At 71.0% G+C, this 11,959-nt stretch carries 11 protein-coding genes; 2 read left to right on the plus strand and 9 right to left on the minus strand.

Translation table 11 applies throughout. From position 1 onward, the window contains the following. The 8 genes from ACWAT2_RS18500 to ACWAT2_RS18535 all read right to left on the minus strand — a co-directional run. Positions 1-1,376 (minus strand): ISL3 family transposase (locus ACWAT2_RS18500; protein ID WP_402372102.1); only part of this gene is annotated, 1,376 nt, incomplete at its 3' end. 211 nt (positions 1,377-1,587) lie between these two features. Continuing rightward, positions 1,588-2,064: an HIT family protein gene (locus ACWAT2_RS18505; RefSeq protein WP_402372104.1), complete on the minus strand. Its 477-nt coding sequence runs from the start codon at positions 2,062-2,064 to the stop codon at positions 1,588-1,590. Further along, complete coding sequence (locus ACWAT2_RS18510) at positions 2,061-2,363, minus strand: HigA family addiction module antitoxin (protein ID WP_402372105.1); 303 nt, start codon at positions 2,361-2,363, stop codon at positions 2,061-2,063. The genes ACWAT2_RS18505 and ACWAT2_RS18510 overlap by 4 nt, the downstream gene beginning before the upstream one ends. Beyond that, positions 2,350-2,631, minus strand: a complete 282-nt coding sequence (locus ACWAT2_RS18515; protein ID WP_402372107.1) for a type II toxin-antitoxin system RelE/ParE family toxin — start codon at positions 2,629-2,631, stop codon at positions 2,350-2,352. The genes ACWAT2_RS18510 and ACWAT2_RS18515 overlap by 14 nt, the downstream gene beginning before the upstream one ends. 33 nt (positions 2,632-2,664) lie before the next feature. Beyond that, the gene (ychF, locus tag ACWAT2_RS18520) at positions 2,665-3,750 is read right to left on the minus strand and encodes a redox-regulated ATPase YchF (RefSeq protein WP_402372108.1); all 1,086 of its coding nucleotides are present in this window, start codon (positions 3,748-3,750) and stop codon (positions 2,665-2,667) included. A gap of 65 nt (positions 3,751-3,815) precedes the next feature. After that, the gene (locus tag ACWAT2_RS18525) at positions 3,816-4,871 is read right to left on the minus strand and encodes a GNAT family N-acetyltransferase (protein WP_402372109.1); all 1,056 of its coding nucleotides are present in this window, start codon (positions 4,869-4,871) and stop codon (positions 3,816-3,818) included. A gap of 59 nt (positions 4,872-4,930) precedes the next feature. Then, on the minus strand, positions 4,931-6,553 hold the full coding sequence (locus ACWAT2_RS18530) for a hypothetical protein (protein ID WP_402372110.1): 1,623 nt from the start codon (positions 6,551-6,553) through the stop codon (positions 4,931-4,933). Beyond that, positions 6,523-7,329: an ABC transporter ATP-binding protein gene (locus tag ACWAT2_RS18535; RefSeq protein WP_402372111.1), complete on the minus strand. Its 807-nt coding sequence runs from the start codon at positions 7,327-7,329 to the stop codon at positions 6,523-6,525. The genes ACWAT2_RS18530 and ACWAT2_RS18535 overlap by 31 nt, the downstream gene beginning before the upstream one ends. 94 nt (positions 7,330-7,423) lie before the next feature. Between ACWAT2_RS18535 and ACWAT2_RS18540 the strand changes: the two genes are divergently transcribed. Then, complete coding sequence (locus tag ACWAT2_RS18540) at positions 7,424-9,007, plus strand: DNA recombination protein RmuC (protein WP_402372112.1); 1,584 nt, start codon at positions 7,424-7,426, stop codon at positions 9,005-9,007. 41 nt (positions 9,008-9,048) lie between these two features. Then, entirely contained in the window at positions 9,049-10,824 is a 1,776-nt protein-coding gene (locus ACWAT2_RS18545) for an SLC13 family permease (RefSeq protein ID WP_402372113.1), read from the plus strand. Positions 10,825-10,827: 3 nt separating this feature from the next. Here the strand turns inward: ACWAT2_RS18545 and ACWAT2_RS18550 are convergent, their stop codons facing one another. After that, entirely contained in the window at positions 10,828-11,868 is a 1,041-nt protein-coding gene (locus ACWAT2_RS18550) for a 4-hydroxy-3-methylbut-2-enyl diphosphate reductase (protein WP_402372114.1), read from the minus strand. Between the last annotated feature and the right edge of the window lie 91 nt (positions 11,869-11,959).

Here is an 11,959-nt window from a genome sequence, read left to right on the forward strand (position 1 = left end):
GTCCACGAAGTCCTGAGACATGCCCATGTCAACGATGTCCTGAGACACATCTGACCACGATGTCCTGAGACATGACATAGTCGGGGTCTGAAGCCGCCGGCTTCCAGGAGGGATCGGGCGATGTAGTGGGTCAGGTTCCGGAAGCCCAGGGCGGAGCCTCGGAGGTGTTCGAGACGGCCGTTGATGGCCTCGGTGGGTCCGTTGCTCGTGCCGGGCAGGTCGAAGAACGCCAACACGTCGGCGGCGCGCTTGGTGAGGGTCCGTCCTAGGGTGACGAGCTCGCTCAGCGCGGCCGGAACGCCGCGGGCCACCGAGTCGATCACCGCGGTCATGAGAGCACGGCCCTGGGCGCGGTCGGGGTGGCGGTATGCGGCGATCATGCGCTGGTAGATGCCCCAGGTCGCCTCGACCTCGACGTGCTCCTCGATCGCGAACAGCGCCTCCAGCCGGGTCTTCTGCTTGTCGGTGAGCAGGTCGGCACCGGTGTGCAGGGTCCGCCGGGCTGAGTAGAGCGGGTCCTTGGCGCGGCCGCGGTGGCCGTGCAGGTCTTGTTGGACCCGGCGCCTGCAGCGGTCCAGGGCATCACCGGCCAGGCGCACGACGTGGAACGGGTCCATCACCGCGACCGCGTCGGGCAGCTCCTCGGCCGCGGCGGTCTTGAACCCGGTGAAGCCGTCCATCGCGACCACTTGCACGCCGTCGCGCCAGGCCTTCGGGCGGGCGGCGAGCCAGGTCTGGAACGCGCTCTTGGAGCGGCCCTCGACCATGTCCAGCAAGCGGGCCGGCCCGGTGCCGTCCCGTATCGGGGTGAGATCGATGATCACGGTGACGAACTTGTCCCCGCGGCGGGTGTGCCGCCACACGTGCTCGTCGACTCCGATGACGGCCACGCCGTCGAACCGGGCCTCGTCGTCGATCAGCATCCGGTGGCCCTCGGCGAGGACGGCGTCGTTCGCCGTATCCCAGGCCACGTCCAGAGCTTCGGCGATCCTGGCGACCGTCAGATGTTGGCAGACCAGCGCGACCAAGGCCCAACGCACTGCCGCCCGCGAGAGCTTCGCCCGTGGCTCGGCTGCGCCCGTGGTGTCCTGACGCCACACCTGCCGGCACGTCGCGCAGCGGTAGCGGCGCACCCTGATCAGCAGCGTCGTCGGCCGCCATCCGAAGGGCTCGTGCGCCAGCAGCCGGGACACCGTGCCGCGCGGCGTGCCCTCCGCGCCGCACCCTCGGCAGAACACGTCCTCAGCGCGGGCCAGGACGCGGCACTCCAGCACCGCGCGGTCGGGCTCCAATCGCTGCCCGACCACGACGAGCCCGAGCTCGTCCAGGCGGCAGAACGTGGTCAGGTCAGGGCGATGGAAGGTAGCGTCACTCACGTCGAGGTCTTCTGGATGGGTTGGTGTAGGAACCCCCATCATCAGGGGACCTCGACCCATCTCCGGACCCGGTCACGCCACCGCTGCTACACCCTCAGATCGGATGAGCCATGATCACACTGATCGAGAACGAGTGACGCTACTCAACAACCCCAGCGCCAGAGGTTAAAGCGCAAAACGAAATTCCACCACGTTCCCGCACATAGAAACGTCAGAGACGCTCCCGCAACCGGGCGATCTCCTCAGCGAGTTCTTGGCGAAGGCCGTTATCCCTCGCACCGAGGGCGGTAGCCGGGTCCCGCCACCGCTCGGCCGGGTAGAGCCAGACCGGCTTCGTGACGATCTCCGGCGGCTCCCACTCGTACCGAGGCCAGATGTGGGTGTGGAGGAAGGCGTCGGTGTTGCCGAGGATCTCGACGTTCACCCGACGGTATCCGTCGTCGCGCCGGGAGCAGACAATCTCGACGGCGGCCGCGACGAGGTCGACGTCGGCAAGGTACTCAAGGCGTTCCACACGCGGCAGGTCCGAGAGGCGATCGACCCCGGGAGTCTTCGTGAGGGCGAGGCTGTAGCCAGGGAGGAACTGGACGTCCCCGATCACGGCGAAGGCAGCGCCGAGTTTGGCGAGCACTGTGGGGTTACGCCCCTCGATCGCCGCGCGCACGCGGTCGCTGCGCCAGTCGTTCACGCGACCTGCAGGGGTTTGATCCCGTCGATCTGCTCCCCGGCCCGTTCCTCGGCCCGGTCGAGATCGTAGTGGCTCTGCAGATTGATCCAGAACGCCGCCGAGGTACCGAAGTACTTCGCGAGGCGCAGCGCGGTGTCCGCCGTGATCCCTCGCTTGCCGTGCACGATCTCGTTGATTCGGCGCGGCGGCACGCCGATCGAAACGGCGAGCTTGTTCTGCGTGATGCCGAATCCCTCGATGAAGTCCTCCATGAGGACCTCTCCAGGGTGAATCGGCTCGAGCTTGTCAGTGGTAGTCAACGATCTCGACCCCCTCGGGACCCGCGTCGGTCCACGTGAAGCAGATCCGCCACTGGTCATTGATCCTGATGCTGTGCTGACCGACCCGATTCCCTTTCAGAGCTTCGAGTCGATTTGCGGGCGGGAGGCGCAGGTCTTCGAGGGCCACCGCCGAGCCCACCTGACGTAGCTTGCGCAACGCGACCCGAAGGATCCGAGGATCGATCGAGCGCACGCGCTCACGACGCCACAGTCGCTCGGTGTCTTTGTTGCCGAACGACCTGATCACAGGATCAGTTTATGACGGGGCGCGCTAATAACGCTACACGTTAAACCGGAACTCCACCACGTCGCCGTCGACCATCACGTAGTCCTTGCCCTCGATGCGCGCCTTGCCGGCCGCCTTGGCGGCCTGGACCGAGCCGTGCTCGACCAGGTCCTCGAACGAGACGATCTCCGCCTTGATGAAGCCTCGCTCGAAGTCGGTGTGGATGACGCCGGCGGCCTGCGGGGCGGTCCAGCCCTTGCGGATGGTCCAGGCCCGGGCCTCCTTGGGGCCCGCGGTGAGATACGTCTGCAGGCCCAGGGTGTCGAACCCGACGTGGGCGAGCTGGTCGAGGCCGGCCTCCGTCTGCCCCGACTCCGCGAGCATCTCGGCCGCCTCGTCGGGCTCCAGCTCGACGAGCTCCGCCTCGAACTTCGCGTCCAGGAAGATGGCGTGGGCCGGTGCGACGAGCTCGCGCATGCGGTCCTGCATCGCGGTGTCGGCGAGCCCGGCGTCGTCGGTGTTGAAGACGTAGATGAACGGCTTGGCCGTCATGAGCTGCAGCGAGGCGATCTCGGCGAGGTCGAGACCGGCGGCCTTCGCGCCCTGGAAGAGGGTGGTGCCCGCCTCGAGGATCTCCTGGGCCTGCTTCGCCGCGGCGAACAGGACCGGGTCGCCCTTCTTGATCTTGACCTCCTTCTCCATCCTCGGCAGCGCCTTCTCCAGGGTCTGGAGGTCGGCGAGGATGAGCTCGGTGGAGATCGTCTCGATGTCGCCGGCGGCGTCCTGCGAGCCCTCGACCCGCACCACGTCGCCGTCGTCGAAGGCGCGCGTCACCTGGCAGATCGCGTCGGCCTCACGGATGTTCGCGAGGAACTTGTTGCCGAGCCCTTCCCCCTCGGAGGCGCCCTTGACGATGCCCGCGATGTCGACGAACGACACCGTCGCGGGCAGGATGCGGTCGGACCCGAAGATCTCGGCGAGCTTGCCGAGCCTCTCGTCCGGCAGGGGCACCACTCCCACGTTGGGCTCGATCGTCGCGAACGGATAGTTCGCCGCGAGCACGGTGTTGCGGGTCAGGGCGTTGAAGAGGGTGGACTTGCCGACGTTGGGCAGGCCGACGATGCCGATAGTGAGTGCCACGTCGGCCCAGTCTACGCATCGTCCGCACCGCGACCGGTCAGGCCCGGGGCCTCACGCCTCGACCGTCACGGCTCGACCGTGATGTCCCGGTGCCAGGACTCGGTGATGTACGCCGTGTGCCAGCCCAGCTTGGTGTAGAGCGCCTCGGCCCCGGTGGGGCTGTCCGCGTCGACCTCCAGACCCACCCGGCGACGGCCACGGGCGGCCGCGTCGGCGATGACGGCGTACAGCAGCGCGGTCGCCACGCCTCGGCCCCGCGCCTCGGCCAGCGCACCGATGTAGTCGATGTAGGTCCCTCTGCTGCCGGACGCGTCCGGCTTGGACTCCGATCCCACCAGGGCACCGGCGGGCACCGGCTGCGCCTCGGGGGCGTTGGGGTCGTCCGTGAACGCCAGCCACCAGTGGTCCCAGCGGTGCCCCGGGTCCTCGCGCAGGCGCTGCACGAACTCCGTGAAGTACTCCTGGTAAGAGTTGAAGTGGTCGGTGAACGCCGTCTCCAGAACCTGGTAGACGGCGTTGACGTCCTCGGCGACCGGGATGCCGTTGTCGTGCTGCGAGACCCGGCGCACGGTGACACCGTCCTTGGGCGCGGGGAATGCTCCGGGCTCCCCCTCGTGGGCCTCCACCGGGCGCGTCATGTGCCACCAGGTGCGCGCGCGGCGGAAGCCGGCTGCGGTCAACCAGCCGCGCACGACGTCGTCGCCGGCGAAAGCCCCGGCGTCGAGCTGCGTGGCCTCCAGGCCGCGGACCTGGGCGAGCTCCCGGCCGACGTCCGCCAGCCACGCGTAGCACCAGGCGGCCACCCGCTCCTGGACTTCGGTCGCCACGGTGCGGTCCACCTCGATCCCGATGACCGCGCGGCCCGCCGCCCGGTCGTGGGCGTGCGCCCAGGCACGGACGATGCCGTCGGCGTCACGCACCACGACGTGCCGACGCGTCCAGGACGCCTGGCCGGCGATCTCGTTCTCGACGGCCTGCACGTAGGCCTCCGTCGACCCGGTGTGCGGAGCGGCCTGCCGGGCGCGGAGCTCGCTCAGCCGTGGAGCGTCCGCGAGGCCGGGAGCCACCGCCGTCCAGTCGTCGGGAAGAGTCGCTGCCGGTCGGTCACTCGCAGAATTCACGCCGACCAGTGTGTCAGGTCCGTGCGACACGCCCGGGTGCGTGGGCACCGCGGGACAGGTCAGCGGAAGGCTGTGACCTGCGCCAACAGGTCCGGCAGGCGTCGTTCGTAGACCCGCGCGCCCCAGCGGGTGCCGGCGGCGAGCGCCCCCGCCGCCGTGGCGGTCCCGACGGCGAGCGCGGCCCAGCCGAACCCGGTCACCCCACCCAGCAGGGCGACCAGGGCCAGCACGAGCGTCGGCAGCACGAGCGCGAGCACCACCAGGAACGCCACCGACTGCGCCACCAGCGTCGCGACGGTGGCGCCCTGCGGCGTCTTGAAGGCGCTCTCCCCCGGCTTCGGCACGGGGTACACGAGCCGCGCCGAGACGGCGCTCGACGTCCCGAGCGAGGCGCCCAGCACGCCGAGCGACAGGCCCAGCAGCGCCGGCAGGACGTCCCACCTCGCGGCGGCGCCCGCGGCCGCGACGGCCATCGCCGCCACCAGCGGCACGCCCACGACCAGGACCGGCAGCACCCTGCCCCACCGGTCCGCCCGACCCGGCACGCCCGTGGCCACGTGCAGCGCGAACGCCGTGTGGTCGTACCCCACGTCGTTGGAGATCCCGAAGCCCAGGATGAAGGCGACCAACGGCGCCACGACGAGCAGCATCCCGACGCCCGCACCGGACGACAGACCGAACGCCGCGAGCGCGACCGGCAGCAGCGGTATCACCGCGAGCGAGACGGCGTAGCGAGGGTCGCGCAACCAGTACGTGGCGCACCGCGCGGCGACGGCGCCCGTGGGTGTCGCAGGGAACCGGCCGAACCAGCCCAGGCCGCGCACCTTCCCGCCGGCGCCGCTGTGCGGCGGGCTCACCAGGGCGCGGGCGAGTGCACGGTCCCAGACCCACCAGGCGACGCCCAGGGTGACGACGACGACGGCGAGACGGGCCAGCAGCAGCCCCCACGCGCCGTCGTGCACGGCCCCGGCGAAGGCCCAGGGCGCTCCGAAGGGGGTCCACGCGACCACGTCGGCCACCTGGGCCAGCGCGTCGAACACGGCCGGCTCGGGGCCGGACGCGGTGACCGTGACGCCCTCCGGACCGGCGGACCGCTCGGCTCCGGAGGTCAGCCAGGCGATGCCCGGACCGACCAGCAGGAGCGGGACGATCGCCACGACCATGAGGATCTCGCGGTACCGGCGGGAGTCGAGCAGCGGGGCGAGCGCCGTCGTCGTGGCCCGCGAACCGACCACGCACAGCGCGAGTGCGGCGACGGCGCCGACGAGCGCCGCGAGCAGCGCGAGCGGGTCGCTCGCCCATGCGAACGAGGTGCCGAGCGCGGCGAGCAGCGTCACCGCCGCCGGGACGGACACCACGCTCGCCACCGCGAGCCCGGCGAGCAGCTGGCGACGCGGGATGGCGAACGTGACGAACCGCATCGGGTCCAGCGTGGCGTCCACCCCGAACGCGAACAGCGGCACGACCCACCAACCGAGCACGACGACGGCACCCACCACGGTCAGGAGCTGCCCGGTGAGCACCGGGTCGTTCCGGCCGCCGGCGATCGCGACCGTCACGAGGAGACCGACGACGAACAGCCCGTAGAGCAGGGCGAAGCAGAGCCCGATGGTCTGCCACACGCTGCGCCGCAACGTGTTGACGAGGAGCCTCAGCTTGAGTCGGACGAGGTGCGCAACCACGCCAGGCCCTCCGTCCCTCGCCGACCGCCCACCAGGTCGACGAACCGGTCCTCCAGCGTCTGCTCGCCGCGCACAGCGTCCACCGTGCCCGCGTCGAGCACGTGCCCGCCGGCGATGATCGCGACGTGCGAGCACATCCGCTGGACGAGGTCCATGACGTGGCTGGACACGACGACCGTGCCCCCACCGTCGACGTACGAGTGCAGGATGTCGCGGATGTTGGCGGCACTGACGGGATCGACGGCCTCGAACGGCTCGTCCAGCACGAGGACGCGCGGGGCATGGATCATCGCGCTCGCCAGCGCCACCTTCTTGGTCATGCCGGCCGAGTAGTCGACCACGAAGGTGTCGCGGTCCGCGGCGAGGTCCATCGCCGCCAGGAGCTCCTCGGTGCGTTCCGCCACCGTGGGCCGGTCGAGACCGCGCAGCAGGCCGGCGTAGGTGAGCAGCTGGGCGCCGGTCAGGCGGTCGAACAGGCGCACGCCGTCGGGCAGGATCCCGAGCCGGGCCTTGGCCTCGTCGGGGTGCGCCCACAGGTCGGTGCCGAGCACGTGCGCGGTGCCGAAGTCGGGGCGCAGCAGCCCCGTCGCCATGGACAGGCTGGTCGTCTTGCCGGCACCGTTCGGGCCCACCAGCCCGAAGAACGAACCGGCCGGCACGTCCAGGTCGATCCCCGCGACGGCGATCTTGTCGTCGAACTTCTTCCACAGGCCGCGCAGGCTGAGCGCTGCGGCCGGGTCGGGACCCCGGTGCGTGGGGTCGGGAGGCGCTGTCACGGGACCACCGTAGCCGTCCCGGCGGCGCCGGATCCGCCCGTCTCCCCGAGCGCCTCCCCCACCGGTGTCGGTGCCGCGTGGCAGCCTGAAGCACATGGAGACGACGACCGCTCTGCTGCTCTCGCTCGGCACCCTCGGCGTGGGGGTGCTCGTCGGCTGGCTCTGGCACGCCCTGCGCGCGACCGGCCAGGACCGGTCCGGGGAGATGGAGTCCGTACGCCTGCAGAGCGACCTCGCCGGGGCACGACGCGAGACCGCGACCCTGCGTGACCAGCTCCAGCAGGCCGGCCAGGAGGCCGAGCGCCGGCTCGTGGACGCACGCGAGCAGCACGCCCGGGAGCTGGCGGCGGCCCGTGACCAGGCGGACAAGCAGCTCGCCCAGGTCCGCCAGGACGCCGAACGGCAGGTCGCCGAGGTCAAGGGCGACCAGGAGCGCACGGCCCAGCAGTTCCGCTCGCTGGCCGGGGAGGTCCTGCAGTCCAGCAGCAAGCAGTTCCTCGACCTGGCCGAGCAGCGGCTCAAGCAGTCCGCGGTGCGGGGCGACGAGACCCTCGCCAAGCGCGAGCAGGCGTTCGCCGCCCTCGTCGAGCCGATCGGGAAGAGCCTGGAGCAGGTACGCCTCGAGGTCGCCGAGCAGGAGAAGAAGCGCATCGAGTTCGACTCGCGCCTCAGCGAGAACATGCGCAGCCTCGCCGAGGTCAACACCGAGCTGCGCAAGGGCACCAACGACCTCGTCACGGCGCTGCGGTCCTCGCAGGAGCGAGGCGCGTGGGGCGAGCTGCAGCTCCAGCGGGTCGTCGAGGCGGCCGGGATGATCGAGCAGGTCGACTTCGACGTCCAGGTCCAGGCCACCAACGACGACGGCGAGACGCTGCGGCCCGACATGGTGATCAACCTCGCGGGCGGCAAGAACATCGTGGTCGACTCCAAGGTCGCGTTCCTCGGCTACCTCGAGGCTCAGCAGGCCGACGACCCGAAGGTGCGTGAGGACCGCATGGCCGCCCACGTCCGGCACGTGCGCAAGCACGTCGACGACCTCGCGTCCAAGCGGTACTGGGACCTGTTCGACCAGGCTCCCGAGTTCGTCGTGATGTTCGTGCCCGCCGAGGCCTTCCTGTCCGCGGCCCTGGAGCGTGACCCGTCCCTGATGGAGGAGGCGGCGCGCAAGAACGTCATCCTGGCCAGCCCGGCCACCCTGCTGGCCCTCCTGCGCACCGTGGCCTACTCCTGGCGCCAGCAGGCGCTGGCGGACAACGCCCAGCGCGTGCTGAAGGTCGGCAAGGAGCTGCACTCCCGGCTGGTCACGATGACCGGTCACGTGACCAAGATGGGCCGCTCGCTCGAGGCGTCGACGAAGGCGTACAACTCGATGGTCGGCTCGCTCGAGCGGAACGTGCTCACCTCGGCGCGCCGGATGGTCGAGCTCGACGTCGTCGACGCGCGCGACGAGATCTCCGAGGTGCACGGCCTGGAGGAGACGCCGCGCCCCATCACCAAGCCGGAGCTGCTGGCCGCCGACGAGGGCGGCGTCGTCGCGATCGACTCGGTGAGCGCCGACTCCGCGCTCGAGGCGCTGGTCGAGGCGGACCGCAGGGCGCTCGAGCGGGCGGCCGCGCGCCGCGAGGACCAGGACGGCGCCGCGGACTCTGCGGACGACTCCGACGCGGCTGCGGGCTGACGCCGCCGGGGCAAGTACTCTCGCTCCGTGGAGCGAGAAACGTGAGCGTCGACGCCTGGGTGACGCTGGCAGTGGTGGTGGGGGTGCTCGCGCTGCTGGTGCGGGGGCGTATCGCGCCCTCGCTGGTGCTGCTCGGTGGGGCCGTCGCCGTACTCGTGCTCGGCGTGGTCACCCCGCAAGAGGCCTTCTCCGGGTTCTCCAACCCGGCCCCCGCCACCGTCGCCGCCCTCTTCGTGCTGGCCGCCGCGGTCGAGAAGACGGGCGCCCTGACACCGGTGATGCAACGCACGCTCGGCGACAACGGCACCTACCGGCGCCCGCTGCTGCGCAGCCTGACCCCGACCATGGCGGCCTCCGCCTTCCTCAACAACACGCCCGTCGTCGCGATGCTGGTGATGCAGGTGTCCGCCTGGGCGGAGCGGCGCGACATCGCCCCGTCGAAGTTCCTCATGCCGATCTCGTTCGCGGCGATCATGGGTGGCCTGCTGACGGTGATCGGCACCTCCACGACCCTGGTCGTCTCGAGCCAGATGACGACGTTCGGCCTCGAACAGCTGGGCTTCTTCGAGATCGCCCAGGTCGGGCTGCCGATCGCCCTGGTCGGCCTGGCCGTGCTCGTGGTGATGGCGCCCGTCGTCCTGCCGGACCGACGGTCGGCCCGCGCCGAGGTCGAGGAGGAGGGCCGGCGGTTCTCCTTCGAGATGCAGGTCGTGCCCGGCGGTCCGCTGGACGGGAAGTCCGTCGAGCAGGCACGACTGCGGCGCCTGGAGGGACTGTTCCTCGCCTCCGTCGACCGCGGCGACACTGTCATCGCGCCGGTCCGGCCCGAGACGGTCCTGCGTGGGGACAACCGTCTGCACTTCGTCGGCCCCGCGAGCCGGGTCGTCGACCTCCAGGACACCCCCGGTCTGCGGTCCACCGAGCTCGCGCACGTCCTGGACCTCGAGGAGCCGGCCGTCCGCTACTTCGAGGCCGTCGTCGGGCAGCGGTCGCCCCTCGTCGGCAAGACGCTCAAGGACGTCGGGTTCCGCTCCGCCTACCAGGCCGCGGTCCTCGCGATCCACCGGTCCGGACAGCTCGTCGCGAACCGGCTGGGCACGGAGCGCATCCGGCTGGGCGACACCCTCATCATCGTCAGCGACCCCGGGTTCCGGGACCGCTGGCGCGACCGGCCCGACTTCCTCCTCGTGGCCGAGCTCGACGGGAGCCCGCCCGTGGCGACGTCACGCGCCTGGGTCCCCGTGACGCTGCTGGCAGCGGTGGTCGTCCTGGCCGCCACGGGCCTCGTGCCGATCCTCGACGGAGCGCTGGTCGCCGCCGCCGTGCTCCTCGCCGCCAAGGTCCTCACCGTGACCGAGGCGCGCCGGGCGATCGACTTCGACGTGATCCTCGTCATCGCCTCGGCGTTCGGCCTGGCGGCCGCCATGGAGAGCTCCGGCCTGGCCGAGATCATCGCGGGCGGACTCGTGGAGGTGGCCGGCGCTCTCGGCCCCTACGGCGTGCTGCTCGGCCTCGTGCTCGCCACGATCGTGCTCACCGAGCTCATCACGAACAACGCCGCCGCCCTGCTCATGCTGCCGATCGCCGTCAACGCGGCTGCCGCGGGCGGCGTCGACCCGCGCGGAGCGGCCGTCGCCGTGGCGGTGGCCGCCTCGGCGTCGTTCCTGTCCCCCATCGGCTACCAGACCAACATGATGGTCTACGGCCCGGGCGGCTACCGGTTCACCGACTACGCGCGCCTCGGCTGGATGCTCACCCTGCTCGTGATCGTGGCGACCGTCGCGCTGGTGCCGGTGTTCTGGCCCGCCGTCGGCTGAGGCTCAGACCGGCTGGATCGGCAGCTCACGCCGCTTCTGCGGGCGCGGGCGGTCGTCCGAACCGCCGGACTCCTTGAGCCCGGCCCGCAGCTCACGCGGCAGCGAGAACATCAGGTCCTCCGTCGCGGTGCGGACCTCCTGCACCTCTCCGTACCCGTGGTCCGCGAGCTTGCGCAGGACGTCGTCGACGAGGATCTCCGGCACCGAGGCGCCCGACGTCACGCCCACCGTCGTGACGCCCTCGAACCAGGCGTCGTCGATCTCCGTCGCCCGGTCCACCCGGTACGACGTGCGGGCACCGGCCTGCAGGGCGACCTCGACCAGCCGGACCGAGTTCGAGGAGTTCGCCGAGCCGACCACGATCACCAGGTCGCACTCGGGGGCAAGCTTCTTCACCGCGACCTGACGGTTCTGGGTCGCGTAGCAGATGTCGTCGCTCGGCGGGTCCTGCATCTCGGGGAACTTCTCGCGCAGGCGCCGGACCGTCTCCATCGTCTCGTCGACGGACAGCGTGGTCTGCGAGATCCAGACGACCTTCTCGGGGTCGCGCACCACGACCTTGTCGACCTCGTCGGGCGAGTTGACGACCTGGACGTGGTCGGGCGCCTCACCGGCGGTGCCCTCGACCTCCTCGTGACCGTCGTGGCCGATCAGCAGGATGTCGTAGTCGTCCTTGGCGAACCGCACGGCCTCCTTGTGCACCTTGGTCACCAGAGGGCAGGTCGCGTCGATCGTGTCCAGGCTGCGGGCCGCCGCGGACTCGCGCACCGCGGGCGAGACGCCGTGGGCCGAGAAGACGAGCCGCGCACCCTCGGGCACCTCGTCCGTCTCCTCGACGAAGATCGCCCCCCGGTCGCGCAGCGTGTCGACGACGTGCTTGTTGTGCACGATCTCCTTGCGCACGTAGACGGGCGCGCCGTAGGCGTCGAGCGCCTTCTCGACGGCGACCACGGCGCGGTCCACGCCGGCGCAGTAGCCACGCGGCGCAGCGAGCAGGACACGCTTGGTGGTGGTGGGTGCGGGGGCCGGAGCAGTCGTCGTCACCCGACCAGTCTAGGAGGCCGGGTGTGGAGAGCCTGTGACGGCCCGCGAATGGCCTGCCGCACGTCCGCTGTGGGTGGTGTGCGGCATCCTG

The sequence above is a fragment of the Isoptericola sp. GX10416 genome (genome assembly GCF_056590155.1).